Below are 13,181 nucleotides of genomic sequence, written 5' to 3' on the forward strand. Positions count from 1 at the left end.
CGTTCATGTGTGGAATCGTCGGCGTTGTCAGCAACGCACCCGTCAATCAGCTGCTCTATGACGCGCTGCTGCTCCTGCAGCACCGCGGCCAGGATGCCGCAGGCATCGTCACGCTGCAGGAACGCAAGTTCTTCATGCACAAGGCCAAGGGCATGGTCCGCGACGTGTTCCGCACGCGCAACATGCGCGCGCTGCCGGGCAGCGTGGGCCTGGGCCAGGTGCGCTACCCGACCGCCGGCAACGCCTACAGCGAGGAAGAGGCCCAGCCCTTCTACGTGAACGCGCCCTTCGGCATCGTGCTGGTGCACAACGGCAACCTGACCAACGCGCACGCGCTGCGCTCGGAGCTGTTCTCCACCGACCACCGCCACACCAACACCGAGAGCGACTCCGAAGTGCTGCTCAACGTGCTGGCGCACGAGCTCGAGCGCGCCTCGCGCGGCGTGCCGCTGCATCCGGCCGAGGTGTTCGCCGCCGTGAAGAGCATGCACAAGCGCCTGCGCGGCTCGTATGCCGTGGTGTCGCTCATCGCCGGCCACGGCCTGCTGGCTTTCCGCGACCCGTACGGCATCCGCCCGCTGTGCATGGGCCGCAGCGCCGACGGCACCGTGATGGTGGCGAGCGAATCGGTCGCGCTGGAGGGCTCGGGCCATACCTTCGAGCGCAACATCAACCCTGGTGAGGCCGTGTTCATCGACCTCGAGGGCAAGGTGCATTCGATGCAGTGCGCCGAGTCGCCGACGCTGAACCCCTGCATATTCGAATTCGTCTACCTGGCCCGACCCGACTCCGTGCTCGACGGCATTTCGGTCTACCAGGCGCGCCTGAACCTCGGCGAGACGCTGGCCAAGCGCGTCGTGTCGACCGTGCCGCCGAACCAGATCGACGTGATCATCCCGATCCCCGAGTCGAGCCGTCCGAGCGCCACGCAGCTCGCGCACCTGCTGGGCGTGCCGTACCGCGAAGGCTTCGTGAAGAACCGCTACGTCGGACGCACCTTCATCATGCCGGGGCAGGGCGTGCGCAAGAAGTCGGTGCGCCAGAAGCTCAACGTGATCGGCAGCGAATTCAAGGGCCGCAACGTGCTGCTGGTCGACGACTCCATCGTGCGCGGCACCACCAGCCGCGAAATCGTGCAGATGGCGCGCGACGCCGGCGCCCGCAAGGTCTACCTGGCCAGCGCCGCGCCGCCGGTGCGCTATCCCAACGTCTACGGCATCGACATGCCGACCAAGGACGAGCTGGTTGCGCACGACCGCACCGTCGAGGAAATCCGCGAGCTGATCGGTTGCGACGCGCTGATCTACCAGGATGTCGATGCAATGAAGCGCGCCATCGGTTCACTGAACGGCAAGCTCGATGGTTTCGACGCCTCCTGCTTCGACGGCGTGTACGTGACCGGCGACATCGATACCGACGCCATCACCCGCATGAACGGCAACCGTCCACGCATCGAGGAGACCGAAGAGGATTCCTCGCGCCTCGCGCTTCCCAATCACAGCGAGTGAGAGAGCAGACGAAGTGACCGACGACGAAAGAACACTGCCGCCCGGGCTGCACCCCGAGACGCTCGCGCTGCGCACCGGTCTCGCGCCGAGCCAGTACGGCGAGCACTCCGACGCGCTCTTCCTGACCAGCGGCTTCGTGCAGCCCGACGCCGAAACCTCGATGCGCCGCTTCGCGGGCACCGAGCCTGGCTTCACCTACTCGCGCACCTCGAACCCGACCGTGACCAGCTTCGAGCAGCGCATCGCGGCGCTCGAAGGCACCGAGGCGGCGATCGGCGCATCGACCGGCATGGGCGCGATCCTCATGATGTGCATGGGCCTGCTGAAGGCCGGCGACCACGTGATCTGCTCGCGCTCGGTGTTCGGCTCCACGCTGAACCTGTTCGGCAAGGAATTCGCCAAGTTCGGCGTCGAGACCACCTTCGTGTCGCAGACCGACGTGGCCGAATGGCGCGCGGCCGTGAAGCCGAACACCAGGCTGCTGTTCGCCGAGACGCCGACCAATCCGCTCACGGAGGTCTGCGACATCCGCGCGCTGGCCGACGTGGCGCATGCGGCGGGCGCGCTGCTGGCGGTCGACAACTGCTTCTGCACGCCGATCCTGCAGCGTCCGGCGGAGCTGGGGGCCGACCTCGTCATCCACTCGGGCACCAAGCACCTCGACGGGCAGGGCCGCGTGATGGCCGGTGCGATCTGCGGCCCCTCGAAGCTCATCGTCGACGTGTTCGGCCCCATCGTGCGCACCGCCGGCATGGCGCTGGCGCCGTTCAACGCGTGGGTCGTGCTCAAGGGCATCGAGACGCTCGGCATCCGCATGAAGGCGCATTGCGCCAACGCGATGGAAATTGCGCAGTGGCTCGAGAAGCAGCCGGGCATCTCGCGCGTGTACTACCCGGGGCTGGCTTCGCATGCGCAGCACGAGCTGGCCATGCAGCAACAGTCGGGGCAGGGCGGGGCGGTAGTGTCCTTCGACGTGGTCGGCGACTCGCCCGAAACGGCACGGGCCAATGCCTTCCACGTCATGAACAGCACGCGCGTCGTGAGCCGTGCCACCAACCTGGGCGACGTGAAGACCATCATCACGCACCCCGGCACCACCTCGCATGGCCGCCTGACAGAGGCGCAGCGCCAGGCCGCGGGCATCGGCCAGGGGCTGATCCGCCTCGCGGTCGGCCTCGAGCATGTCGAAGACATCAAGGCCGACATCGCGCGCGGCCTGAGCACCCTGAATCCACGATAACGAAATGACCGGCAAAGTACGCACCCGCATCGCACCATCCCCCACGGGCTTTCTTCACCTGGGCACGGCTCGCACGGCCCTCTACTCGTGGGCCTATGCGCGCCACCACGGCGGCGAGTTCGTGCTGCGCATCGAAGACACCGACGTGGCCCGCTCCACGCAGGACTCTACCGACCAGATCCTCGCGTCGATGCACTGGCTCGGCCTCGAATACGACGAAGGCCCGATCTACCAGATGCAGCGCCTGGAGCGCTACCGCGAAGTGATCGCGCAGATGCTCGCGGCGGGCACCGCCTACTACTGCTATTGCACGCCTGCGGAACTCGAGGAGATGCGCGAGGCGCAACGCGCGCGCGGAGAGAAGACGCTGTACGACCGCCGCTGGCGTCCTGAGCCGGGCAAGGTGCTGCCGCCCGTGCCCGAAGGCGTGCCGCCGGTGGTGCGCTTCTGCAATCCTCCCGAAGGCGACGTGACGTGGAACGACCTCGTGAAGGGCGAGATCACCATCAACAACCGTGAGATCGACGACCTCATCATCCTGCGGCCCGACGGTGTGCCGACCTACAACTTCGCGGTGGTGGTCGACGACTGGGACATGAACATCACGCACGTGTTCCGCGGCGACGAGCACATCAACAACACGCCGTGGCAGATCAATATCTTCCGCGCGCTGGGTGCGCCGCTGCCCGAGTTCGGCCACGTGCCGGTGATCCTCGGCGACGACGGACAGAAGCTCTCGAAGCGCCGCGGCGCAGTGAGCGTCACTGCCTACGAAGACAACGGCTACCTGCCGGAAGCGATGCTCAACTATCTCGCGCGCCTGGGCTGGAGCCACGGCGACGACGAGCTCTTCACGCGCGAGCAGATGGTGAGCTGGTTCGACGGTTCGCATCTGTCGAAGAGCCCCGCGCAGTGGGATGCGGCGAAGCTCGCGTGGGTCAATGCGCAGTACATCAAGGCGAAGAGCGGCGATGAACTCGCACCGCTCGTTGCAGCGCAGCTGCACAAGCGCGGCATCGTTGCGGACGAGCGCCTGCCCGCGATCTGCGCGCTCTTCAAGGACCGTTGCGAGACGACAGTCGCGCTGGCCGACTGGGCTGCTGCGTTCTATGCGGACATCACCGTGACCGAAGCCGATCGCGCACAGCACGTCACCGATGCAGTGAAGCCCGCAATCGCAACGCTTGCAGAAAAAATGATGACGGTCGCGTGGGATAAGGCCTCGATCGCAGTTATGATCAAGGAAGTCCTCGCGACACACGCATTGAAGATGCCGGTGTTAGCGATGCCAGTACGAGTGCTTGTGATGGGAACACCGCAAACACCGTCCTTGGATTCAGTCCTCGAAATTTTTTCCCGCGAAAAAGTTATCGAACGATTGAGAAAGGCCTGAAATTCGGGCTATAATCTGAGGCTCGACACCCACACGGGGGTATAGCTCAGCTGGGAGAGCGCTTGCATGGCATGCAAGAGGTCAGCGGTTCGATCCCGCTTACCTCCACCAGAGTGTCGAGAAGGTATGAGATGCTGATCGCAGCACGTCCAAGGTTTTGACCCTATCGTCTAGAGGCCTAGGACACCACCCTTTCACGGTGGCTACCGGGGTTCGAATCCCCGTAGGGTCGCCAGTTTCACTTCAGTGAAGCAGGCACGAGTCGTCAACACTCGGTTCCGCAAGGAGCGAACGTTGTCTACCAGGAGTGGTAGTTCAGTTGGTTAGAATACCGGCCTGTCACGCCGGGGGTCGCGGGTTCGAGTCCCGTCCACTCCGCCAGTCAGAAGCCCCTGCAGCCAAAAGCTGCAGGGGCTTTTCACTTTCTGGCTTCTACCTGTTTCTTTGCTTCCCCCATTCTTCCCCCCATTCATCCGCTGATCTGCGCATGTCTGTTGCCTCGTGGCTACGAGGCGCCGTGCGTTTGTCGCATGGGACGAGCGGCGTGTCGAATGAATCCACGATCAGGTTCGGGTGCGAGTTCAGGATGCGCCTGCGCAGGGAGAGCATCGGTAGAGATGCTCGATGCTTGGTCCACCTATGCTGTTGGAGAGCAACGTAGCGGACACGCGCTCGATACGTAGCTTCGTCGCTACGGTAGCTTCACCATGACAGCGGCATCGGAGAGCCGCGGCAGCCTTCACGAGTGCGGTGCCATCAAATCTCCTCGGAGAACTTCGTTGCGGCCCGGCGTACTGGTCATCGCGCGGGGCGCGATTTTTCTCGCTGATCTATGGTCATTCGCGACATGGATCGCTCGCCGACATGCAGGCACAAGACCTCCTCGAAGACCGAATGAGGCAAATCAACGACAACTCGAAGCGACCGCGTTACATCCGGGCTCTCGCAGTCGAATAAACTCCCGCCCGCTTGCAGCGTGATTCGTGCTGCGCCGCCATAGGCAACATGGCGAAATCAAACTTATTAGGAACTCAGTTGAACCGCATCGAACTCGTCGAAAAAATCGCCGCCGCCCACAACCTCAGCAAGGCAGAAGCCGCGCGCGTCCTCGAGACCATCACCAGCTCGATCGTCGCCGCCGTGAAGAAGGACGACCCCGTCCAGATCGTCGGCTTCGGTACTTTCAAGCAAGTGGCGCGCGCCGCACGCTCGGGCTTCAACCCCAGCGCCGGCACCAAGATCAAGATCGCCGCACAGAAGGTGCCGAAGTTCGTGCCGGGCGCAGCCTTCAAGGCCGCCGTGGACCCCAAGGCTGCAAAGCGCAAGGCCGACAGCAAGGCTGTGGCTGCCAAGCCCGCAGCGAAGAAGGCCGCCGCTCCCGCCAAGAAGGCCGTGGCTGCCAAGAAGAAGTAAGAAAGAAGCGGTGACGCAGGCATCCCGGCCGTGTGTCCAGGATGCTCCATAAGAAACGGCCCCTCGGGGCCGTTTCTTATTGGTCGGTCGGCTCGGCTGCCGCCGGCACATTTCAGTCGGGCTGGATCACGCCCTCGTTCAGGTAGCGCTGGTACTCGGCGATCGGTATCGCCGTCGTCTGCATGCTGCCGGCATCGCCCCAGCTCAGCACGGCGCTGTCGGGCGCCAACTGGATTTCGATGGGGCCTTGGGGAATGAGGATCAGGGGGCCATCGCCGGCCCGGTATTCGACATTTCCTGTGACTTTCGCATTGGCTGCCATGTTCGTTCCTCGGGGTGTTGGGGAATGCGGGGGACGGAACTCAAGCGTATCGGAATCCGGTGATCCGCGGATGCGCCGGCATGCGCTTATCCGTGTAGGCCGAATGGCTGTCCGTCGACTGCAGCCGATCGTCACACCTGCGTCATGCGCGGCGTGGCACCCTCGCGCCTCGAATGACGAAGCGCACCATCATTCTTCTTGCAGCGATCGCCGGCCTTGCCATCCTGGCAATGGGTATCGCTTGGCGCGTTGGGGCCGCCGGTGAACCGCAAGCCCGTGCGGCCGAGTCGGCTTCGTCGCTCGAGATCCGCTGGCACGGTGGCGGCATCGTGCTTCAGGGCACGGTGCAAGACGCAGCTACGCAGCAAGTGCTTGCGCAAGGCGCCGCAGCCCGCCTGGGCGGCGAGAGCGAACAGGTCACCGACTGGCTCGACATCACGCCCGCCGCGCCGCCGGTGGCGGACGCTGCGGCGCTGGCCCGGCTCATCCAGCTCGGACAGGAAGGCTGGCACCTGCAGCGGCGCCCCACCGAAGGCTGGCTCGCCGTGCAGTCGCCGACCGACCAGCGCAGCGTGGAGGCGAAGGCGCTCCTGCAGGCCGCCTTCGGCCCCGGCGTTGCGATCCGCATCGTCCAGTTGCCCTGAAAAGGCTGCCGATCTCCTCACGCCACGGCAGGGCCTTCACGGCCTCGTCATGCGCGGTGGCCAGCATCCGCTGCGTTACCAAACAAGGAGAGAGGTTTCCCATGCATGCATCGTTGAAGCACTTCGCCCTTGCCGGCGTGGTGGTGGCCACCCTGACCGCCTGCGGCGGCAGTGGCAACTCGAACAATTTCATTCCCTTCGTGCCGCCTCCCACGGCGAGCAATCCGCCTGCACCGGCTCCGGCGCCCGCCGCGCCGGGCACCATCGACGTCAAGCTCATCGCCTTCAACGACCTGCACGGCAACCTCGAGCCGCCGAAGCTGTCGATCAACGCGCCGGCGAAGGCGGGCGGCACGGTGGCGGTGCCCGCCGGCGGCGCGGCCTACATGGCTTCCGCCATCGCCTCGCTGAAGGCGAAGAATCCGAACAATGCCGTGGTGTCGGCCGGCGACATGATCGGCGCGTCGCCGCTGGTCTCGGCACTCTTCCTCGACGAATCGACCATCGAAGCCGTCAACGCGATGAAGATCGACTTCAACGCGGTCGGCAACCACGAGTTCGACAAGGGCCAGACCGAGCTGCTGCGCATGAAGAACGGCGGCTGCGCGAAGAACACCGCGCTCGAGCCCTGCCGCGTGAACAAGAGCTTCCCGGGCGCCAACTTCGGCTTTCTCGCGGCCAACACGGTGAAGACCGACGGCAACACGCTGTTTCCCGCCACCGGCATGAAGAGCTTCACGAAGGACGGCGCCACGGTGAAGGTGGCCTTCATCGGCATGACGCTGAAGGGCACGCCGAACATCGTGACGCCCGCCGGTGTTGCCGGCCTGAGCTTCAAGGACGAAGCCGATACGGCCAACGCGCTGATTCCCCAGCTGAAGTCGCAGGGCGCCGACGCCATCGTCGTCGTCATCCACGAAGGCGGCACCACCACCGTGGGCTACAACGACAAGAGCTGCGCCGGCCTGAGCGGCGACATCCTGCCGATCCTCAACAAGCTCGATGCGTCGGTCGACGTGGTGATCTCGGGTCACACGCACCGCTCCTACATCTGCGACTACGCCAAGACCAACCCCGCCAAGCCCTTCCTGCTGACCAGCGCCGGCCAGTACGGCACGCTGCTGACCGACATCAACCTCACCATCGACACCAAGACCCGCAAGGTGACGGCCAAGAGCGCCGACAACGTGATCGTTCAGGGCGAGGCCTACACCAGCGGCTCGACCACCGTCGCGCTGACCGACCAGTACCCCGTCTTCGGCAAGAACCAGGAAGTGGCTGCACTCATCAGCCAGTACCTCGCCATCGCCGGGCCGCTGGTGCAACGCGTGGTGGGTTCGCTCACCGCCACTGCCACGCGCACGCAGACCACGTCGAAGGAAAGCGTGCTGGGCAACCTGATCGCCGACGCGCAGCTCGCCGCCACCAGCCCCGCCGGCAAGGGCGCCGCGCAGATCGCCTTCATGAACCCGGGCGGCGTGCGCGCCGACCTCGCGCCCGCCGGCGACGGCAGCGTGACCTACGGCCAGATCTTCGCCGTGCAGCCCTTCGGCAACAGCCTGGTGGTGAAGACCATGACCGGCGCGCAGATCAAGGCGGTGCTCGAACAGCAGTTCAACAGCGGTTCCAACACCACGAGCGCGCCCAAGGTGCTGCTGCCCTCCAACGGCTTCAGCTACACCTACAACCTGTCGCAGCCTGCCGGATCGCGCATCAGCAACATGTCGCTCAACGGCACCGCGATGACCGATGGCACCAGCTACCGCGTGACCATGAACAGCTTCCTGGCAACCGGCGGCGACAACTTCACCGTCTTCAACCAGGGGACGGACACGCTGGGCGGCGACCAGGACGTGGATGCCCTGGAGGCCTACATCAAGGCCAACAGTCCGCTGACGCCGCCGGCGACCGACCGCATCACGGTCGTGCCTTGACAGGCGGGTGGTGAATGCGAGGACAGGCCGTGCTCAGCCGGCCTGTCCTTCAGATACCAGGCCGTGCCAAACCGGCGCGACCGGAACTCTGCGAGTGCGGGCCAGCCATCGGCAGCTGAGCACCGCCTGCAGCGCCGGCAGTGCGGCGAAGGGCATGGCAACCCCCAGCAGGAGCCCGAAACGCGGCTCCAGCGCATGGAACAGCACCGTTGCGGCCAGCACTTGCAGCAGCCAGTTCGTCAGTGCGATGCAGCCCATGGGCGCGAGCTTGCGCAGCCATTGCCGCCAGCGCGCCTGCTGGAACAGCAGAACGAAGGCCGCCATGCAGCAGATGAAGAGGGCTGCTGCCAGCGGTGCGAGTCGCTGCAGCAGCAGGGCCGCGATGATGCCGGTGACCGCAGCCGTCTTCAGCAGCCGAACCCACAGCCGTCGATAGGCGACGGACTCCAGCAGCATGCGCCGCGCGAGCACGCGCAAGGCTGCCGGCTTCTTGCCAGGCTGATCCGCCCGCATCGCGAAGCTCATGCCCAAGAGCAGCGAAAGCAGCGCAGCCGACGACACGGCGAATTCGAGTGCCGACGCTCCGAGCAGGCCGAGCATCGGCATGAGGAACAGCACGAAGCCGCGCAGCGCGTCCGGCAGTTCAGGTCGGCGGACGCTGCCGGCGCGCGGTTGGCGCGGCAGCCTTCTTGCTGCGAGGTCGAATGTCATGGGGCGCGATGTCGGTTCGGATGTCAGATCGCGGAGGGCCGTGCGCAGCCATCCGCACCACAGCCGCGATGCTACGAATCACCATTGCACGAACATTGCGCGCCGGCCGCGGGTGCGCCGCGAAGGTTCATCGATGCCGTGACCTCGCGTAGGCCGATGCCTTCAACTCGATTTGCCCGGTTTTGACGGTCTTAGCATGGGCGAATCTGCCCACGGGCAGAGATCTCATTGCCGATCCATGTTCTTTTCAAAGGAAGGATTCCGTCATGAAAAAAGCCATGAACTTCCGGACGCTGGCGCTTTCGTCCCTCGTGGCGGCGTGCAGCCTGGCCTTCGTCGGGTGCACGACCACGCGGCCGCAGGACCAGGCCAGCAGCGCGTCTTCGCGCGCCTCCATCGATGCGCAGGTCGATGCTTCGCTGTCCAAGCTCTACGATTCGGTGAAGGGCTCGCGCGATCTGGTCGCCAAGTCCAGCGGCGTGCTGGTGTTTCCCGCCGTGGTGGGCGCCAGCATGGGCGTGGGCGCCGAGTACGGCCGGGGCGCCCTGCGCGTGAACGGGCGCACGCAGTCCTACTACAGCACCACCGCCGGGTCGGTGGGCTTCCAGGCCGGCGCGCAGTCGAAGGCAGTGATCTACCTGTTCAACACCCAGGCCGCGCTCGACAAGTTCCGCAGCAGCAAGGGTTGGACGGCCGGCGCCGACGCCACGGTGGCGCTCGCGACCATCGGCGCCAACGGCAGCATCGACACCAACACGCTGCGCCAGCCTGTGGTGGGTTTCGTGATGACCAACGTGGGTCTGGAAGCGGGCGTTTCGCTGTCGGGCGCGAAGATCAGCGAGATCCAGCCGTAGGAACTGCCTTCCTCATCCAGCCGGCTGCAGGCTCTCAGTGATCCAGCTGGGCCTGCAGCTCGGCAACCTGCCTGCGCAGTGATTCGTTCTCGGCCGTGAGTTCGGCCACGCGCTGTTGCAGCGCCTGCACCGTATCCAGGCTCGCGTCGTCGTCCGAAGATTGCTCGGCAGTTTCCGCACGCGGCTTCTTCTTCGACTCGCGCACGCGTTTTGCAGCCTGCTTGAGTTCATCCTTGCCCGCGTTCGCGGCCGAGACCTGTTCCTCGGCCGGCAGCGTGGCCACGGCGGCCGCGGTGTTGATCGAAATCACGCCCGACTTGACAGCGGCCACCAGTTCCGGCGCGGCCTGCTTCTGGATCTTCTCGATCATGCCGACCTGGCTGCTGCTCAGGCGGGCGGCTCTGGCGATGGCTTCGCGGCTGTTGAGCGGAGCGGGCGGGGGGAGGGGAACTGCCGCGGCGGCTTCTTCACCCGTGGCATCGGCGGGCGGATCGGCATCGAACGGGGGATCGTCCGAGGAAGAGGTAGGAACAGGGGCGGAGGAGGCCGGCTCGGTCGCCGTGGCCAGGCGGCTGCGCTGCTGGTCGACGATGTCCTTCTTTCTCAGCGCGAGCACGCCGCGCAGGTAGTCGGAGATGCTGCGCCGGCCCAGGTGCTGGTCGATCATCCAGAGGTGCACGTCCTCGATGGTCTTGAAGCGCGGGTTCTGCACCGTCTTGAAGGGCAGGCCGTGCTTCTGGCAGATGCCGTAGCGGTTGTGGCCGTCCACCAGCACATCGCCCCACAGCACCAATGCATCGCGGCAGCCCTCGGCCAGGATGCTCCGCTCCAGCGCCTCGTGTTCCTCCGGCGTCATGGGATCGATATAGGCTTTGAGTTCTTCGTTGACGACGATGTTCATGGGTGCGGAATCGGGCTAGGGGCGGCATTTTAGGTGGCCCCGCCGGGCCCTCCGGCGAGCGTTGAAGGCTGTCTCGGTTTCGGCCGTTCAAACGTCTTAATGGGTAAGAGATAAAGGGAGGAGCAACTGCGAAAGCGGGCCTTTTCTTGTCTAAAGATAGTAATAGTTCTTATTTGCATTATCTCGAATTGAATACTTCAGGAGTACCCATGGACATGTCGCTTCAGCCAGCCGAGCCCACGCTGGGAGAGGTCTTCATCGCAAACCGTGCCCAGCTCCAGCGCGTTGCGCAAAAAATCGTCCGTACCGCGGATCTCGCCGACGAAGTGCTGCAGGACGCCTACCTCAAGCTCGCCGACGGCGCCTGCGTGCGCGACGTGCGCAAGCCCCTCGGCTACTGCTGCCAGGTGGTGCGCAACGTGGCTTTCGACTACCACCGCCACAACTCCGTCGAGGCCACCTATCGCACCTACTGCGAAGACGTCGAACTGGTCAGCCCGCCCAGCAACGACGCGCCCGACCGCGTACTCGACGGCCGCCAGGCGCTGGCCGCGATCGACCGCGTGCTAGAGGCGCTGCCCGCGCGCACCCGCCTGGCCTTCGAGCTCAACCGCCTCAGCGGCATGACGCAACGGGAGATCGGCGTGCGCCTCGGCTGCTCCGCCACGCTGGTGAACTTCATGATCAAGGACGCCGACGCCGCCCTCGAAAGCTGCCGCTACCTCGTCCAGGGCGGCTGATTTTTCCGCCTCCCCGTCGGCGATACGATGTCGCCGATGACAAAGCAGGACAAGGACCACGACCCGGTCTGGCAGATCGCATGGACCTGGGTGCGCCGCCAGCATGAGCGCGGCGGCCTCGGCGAGGCGGCGGGCAGGGAGCTCACGCAATGGCTCGCCGCCGATCCTCTTCACCGCAAGGCATACGAAGAGGCGGCCCGCCTCTGGCTGCTCGTGGGCCTCGTTCCGCCTGCCAACGACGTTCCCCCGCCCGACGACGGCCCGGGCGACTCCGCCGCGCGCTAGCCGCGGCCTTCTTTCCTTCCTCCTTCTTCCTTCCCTTTCCGCGCCGCGAGCCCTCGCGGCCGCGGCCGCGCGCGCCTGCGCAACGAGTGTCTCCCGATCCTAAACACGCGGCCTCCGTCCCCGTCATGTATCGCAAGGGCAGGCGCCTTCGCCTCGCCGCCGATCTCAACTACCCCAAGAGGACCGCACATGTCTACCAGCTGCTTCGACCGTGAGGACGAGACCTTCATCGTTCTCGTCAACCACGAAGAGCAATACTCGATCTGGCCGCAATGGAAGGCCGTGCCCGGCGGCTGGAAGGCCGTCGAAGGGGTCCAGGGCGACAAGAAGACCGTGCTCGAGTACGTAGAGAAAACCTGGACCGACATGCGCCCCAGATCGCTGCGCGACTGGATGGCGCAGCAGGAAGACAGCAAGAGCGCTCCCGCCGCAGCCTGAAGCCATCCGAAGAAGAGCGAATGCAGGCGCCCCTTTCCCTGTTGTGCCTGCCATGCGCAGGCGCCAGCGCCACCATGTACCTGCGCTGGCGGCGGCGGCTGCCGCACTGGATCGAAGTCGTGCCGATGGAGCTGCCCGGCCGCGGCAGCCGCCTGGGCGAGGACTTCGTCGAAGACTTCGAATCGCTGGTCTCGCTCCTGTGCGCCGAGCACGATGCCGCGCTGCGCGGCAACTTCGCGCTCTTCGGCCACAGCATGGGCGCCCTGCTGGCGTGGGGCGTCGCGCAGCGCCTTCGTGCCGATGGCCGGCCCTTGCCGCGCGCGCTGCTCGTGTCCGGCAGCGCCGCGCCTTCGCAGCGCGACCCCGACCGCTTCGTCGACATGAATGACGACGCGGCCCTCGTCGGCGACCTGCGCAGGCAGGGCGGCACACCGGAGGAGCTCTTCGACAGCCCCGAGCTGCTGCGCATGACGCTCGACACCCTGGCCGCCGACTACCGCGTGTGCGAGAGCTTCGCGCATGCTGGCAATGCGCCGCTGCCTCTTCCCCTGCACGCCTTCTCCGGCCGGCAGGACGACATCGAGCCCTGGCGCATGGAGGCCTGGTCCGCCGAGACCTCCCGCGCCGGCTTCACGCTCGACTGGTTCGACGGCGGCCATTTCTTCATCCGGCAGCAGGAGGCCCGCGTGCTCGAGGCGCTGGTGCAGCGCCTGGCCGGGCTGGCAGCGGGAGCGGAAGTCCATGCGCCTCGTGCCCGTGCCCTTGCCTGACCTGCTGCCGCCGGGCTGCGCCGCCGCG

General features: G+C 65.8%; 14 protein-coding genes and 3 tRNA genes. 14 read left to right on the top strand and 3 right to left on the bottom strand.

Going from position 1 to position 13,181, the window contains the following annotated elements; all coding sequences use genetic code 11:
* Positions 1 to 5: 5 nt before the first annotated feature.
* The 7 genes from purF to EJP67_RS29560 all read left to right on the top strand — a co-directional run bounded on the left by purF (position 6) and on the right by EJP67_RS29560 (position 5,554).
* The gene (gene purF / locus EJP67_RS29530; RefSeq protein WP_126025279.1) at positions 6 to 1,508 is read left to right on the top strand and encodes an amidophosphoribosyltransferase; all 1,503 of its coding nucleotides are present in this window, start codon (positions 6 to 8) and stop codon (positions 1,506 to 1,508) included.
* Between the two features lie 13 nt (positions 1,509 to 1,521).
* Positions 1,522 to 2,748, top strand: coding sequence for an O-succinylhomoserine sulfhydrylase (locus EJP67_RS29535; RefSeq protein ID WP_126025280.1), 1,227 nt, complete (start codon positions 1,522 to 1,524; stop codon positions 2,746 to 2,748).
* A gap of 4 nt (positions 2,749 to 2,752) precedes the next feature.
* The gene (gltX, locus tag EJP67_RS29540; protein ID WP_126025281.1) at positions 2,753 to 4,141 is read left to right on the top strand and encodes a glutamate--tRNA ligase; all 1,389 of its coding nucleotides are present in this window, start codon (positions 2,753 to 2,755) and stop codon (positions 4,139 to 4,141) included.
* A 35-nt stretch (positions 4,142 to 4,176) separates the two neighbouring features.
* Positions 4,177 to 4,252, top strand: a tRNA-Ala gene (locus tag EJP67_RS29545).
* 48 nt (positions 4,253 to 4,300) lie between these two features.
* Positions 4,301 to 4,376 (top strand) — tRNA-Glu (locus tag EJP67_RS29550).
* 69 nt (positions 4,377 to 4,445) lie between these two features.
* Positions 4,446 to 4,522: transfer RNA gene (locus EJP67_RS29555), tRNA-Asp, on the top strand.
* 654 nt (positions 4,523 to 5,176) lie between these two features.
* Entirely contained in the window at positions 5,177 to 5,554 is a 378-nt protein-coding gene (locus EJP67_RS29560; protein ID WP_126025297.1) for an HU family DNA-binding protein, read from the top strand.
* A gap of 112 nt (positions 5,555 to 5,666) precedes the next feature.
* Here the strand turns inward: EJP67_RS29560 and EJP67_RS29565 are convergent, their stop codons facing one another.
* Positions 5,667 to 5,876 carry a hypothetical protein gene (locus EJP67_RS29565; protein WP_126025282.1) on the bottom strand — a complete coding sequence of 70 codons (210 nt, stop codon included), beginning with the start codon at positions 5,874 to 5,876 and terminating at the stop codon, positions 5,667 to 5,669.
* A 173-nt stretch (positions 5,877 to 6,049) separates the two neighbouring features.
* On the opposite strand from EJP67_RS29565, the gene EJP67_RS29570 reads away from it, so the two are divergent.
* Entirely contained in the window at positions 6,050 to 6,520 is a 471-nt protein-coding gene (locus tag EJP67_RS29570) for a hypothetical protein (RefSeq protein ID WP_126025283.1), read from the top strand.
* A 101-nt stretch (positions 6,521 to 6,621) separates the two neighbouring features.
* Positions 6,622 to 8,454, top strand: a complete 1,833-nt coding sequence (locus EJP67_RS29575; protein WP_126025284.1) for a bifunctional metallophosphatase/5'-nucleotidase — start codon at positions 6,622 to 6,624, stop codon at positions 8,452 to 8,454.
* Between the two features lie 33 nt (positions 8,455 to 8,487).
* Here EJP67_RS29575 and EJP67_RS29580 read toward each other — a convergent pair whose 3' ends face one another.
* Complete coding sequence (locus EJP67_RS29580) at positions 8,488 to 9,165, bottom strand: DUF418 domain-containing protein (RefSeq protein ID WP_126025285.1); 678 nt, start codon at positions 9,163 to 9,165, stop codon at positions 8,488 to 8,490.
* 266 nt (positions 9,166 to 9,431) lie between these two features.
* On the opposite strand from EJP67_RS29580, the gene EJP67_RS29585 reads away from it, so the two are divergent.
* Entirely contained in the window at positions 9,432 to 10,019 is a 588-nt protein-coding gene (locus EJP67_RS29585) for a BPSL1445 family SYLF domain-containing lipoprotein (protein ID WP_126025286.1), read from the top strand.
* A gap of 34 nt (positions 10,020 to 10,053) precedes the next feature.
* Here EJP67_RS29585 and EJP67_RS29590 read toward each other — a convergent pair whose 3' ends face one another.
* On the bottom strand, positions 10,054 to 10,920 hold the full coding sequence (locus EJP67_RS29590) for a plasmid replication/partition related protein (RefSeq protein ID WP_126025287.1): 867 nt from the start codon (positions 10,918 to 10,920) through the stop codon (positions 10,054 to 10,056).
* Between the two features lie 209 nt (positions 10,921 to 11,129).
* Between EJP67_RS29590 and EJP67_RS29595 the strand changes: the two genes are divergently transcribed.
* The 4 genes from EJP67_RS29595 (at position 11,130) to EJP67_RS29610 (ending at position 13,153) form a co-directional block, all read left to right on the top strand.
* Positions 11,130 to 11,660 carry a sigma-70 family RNA polymerase sigma factor gene (locus EJP67_RS29595; RefSeq protein WP_126025288.1) on the top strand — a complete coding sequence of 177 codons (531 nt, stop codon included), beginning with the start codon at positions 11,130 to 11,132 and terminating at the stop codon, positions 11,658 to 11,660.
* Between the two features lie 36 nt (positions 11,661 to 11,696).
* Positions 11,697 to 11,945: a FecR/PupR family sigma factor regulator gene (locus tag EJP67_RS29600; RefSeq protein WP_126025289.1), complete on the top strand. Its 249-nt coding sequence runs from the start codon at positions 11,697 to 11,699 to the stop codon at positions 11,943 to 11,945.
* Positions 11,946 to 12,134: 189 nt separating this feature from the next.
* Positions 12,135 to 12,383 carry an MbtH family protein gene (locus EJP67_RS29605; protein ID WP_126025290.1) on the top strand — a complete coding sequence of 83 codons (249 nt, stop codon included), beginning with the start codon at positions 12,135 to 12,137 and terminating at the stop codon, positions 12,381 to 12,383.
* Positions 12,384 to 12,403: 20 nt separating this feature from the next.
* On the top strand, positions 12,404 to 13,153 hold the full coding sequence (locus EJP67_RS29610; protein ID WP_126025291.1) for a thioesterase II family protein: 750 nt from the start codon (positions 12,404 to 12,406) through the stop codon (positions 13,151 to 13,153).
* Positions 13,154 to 13,181 lie beyond the last annotated feature (28 nt).

Origin of the sequence: Variovorax guangxiensis (genome assembly GCF_003952165.1) — a bacterium.
GTDB lineage: Bacteria > Pseudomonadota > Gammaproteobacteria > Burkholderiales > Burkholderiaceae_C > Variovorax > Variovorax guangxiensis.

What these genes read in the sequence shown, in the direction of transcription:
- gltX (WP_126025281.1), top strand. Translation starts at nt 2,753, where the DNA reads ATGACCGGCAAAGTACGCACCCGCATCGCACCATCCCCCACGGGCTTT.
- EJP67_RS29580 (WP_126025285.1), bottom strand. Translation starts at nt 9,165, where the DNA reads ATGACATTCGACCTCGCAGCAAGAAGGCTGCCGCGCCAACCGCGCGCC.
- EJP67_RS29585 (WP_126025286.1), top strand. Translation starts at nt 9,432, where the DNA reads ATGAAAAAAGCCATGAACTTCCGGACGCTGGCGCTTTCGTCCCTCGTG.
- EJP67_RS29605 (WP_126025290.1), top strand. Translation starts at nt 12,135, where the DNA reads ATGTCTACCAGCTGCTTCGACCGTGAGGACGAGACCTTCATCGTTCTC.
- EJP67_RS29610 (WP_126025291.1), top strand. Translation starts at nt 12,404, where the DNA reads ATGCAGGCGCCCCTTTCCCTGTTGTGCCTGCCATGCGCAGGCGCCAGC.
- EJP67_RS29575 (WP_126025284.1), top strand. Translation starts at nt 6,622, where the DNA reads ATGCATGCATCGTTGAAGCACTTCGCCCTTGCCGGCGTGGTGGTGGCC.
- EJP67_RS29600 (WP_126025289.1), top strand. Translation starts at nt 11,697, where the DNA reads ATGACAAAGCAGGACAAGGACCACGACCCGGTCTGGCAGATCGCATGG.
- EJP67_RS29595 (WP_126025288.1), top strand. Translation starts at nt 11,130, where the DNA reads ATGGACATGTCGCTTCAGCCAGCCGAGCCCACGCTGGGAGAGGTCTTC.
- EJP67_RS29590 (WP_126025287.1), bottom strand. Translation starts at nt 10,920, where the DNA reads ATGAACATCGTCGTCAACGAAGAACTCAAAGCCTATATCGATCCCATG.
- EJP67_RS29570 (WP_126025283.1), top strand. Translation starts at nt 6,050, where the DNA reads ATGACGAAGCGCACCATCATTCTTCTTGCAGCGATCGCCGGCCTTGCC.
- purF (WP_126025279.1), top strand. Translation starts at nt 6, where the DNA reads ATGTGTGGAATCGTCGGCGTTGTCAGCAACGCACCCGTCAATCAGCTG.
- EJP67_RS29565 (WP_126025282.1), bottom strand. Translation starts at nt 5,876, where the DNA reads ATGGCAGCCAATGCGAAAGTCACAGGAAATGTCGAATACCGGGCCGGC.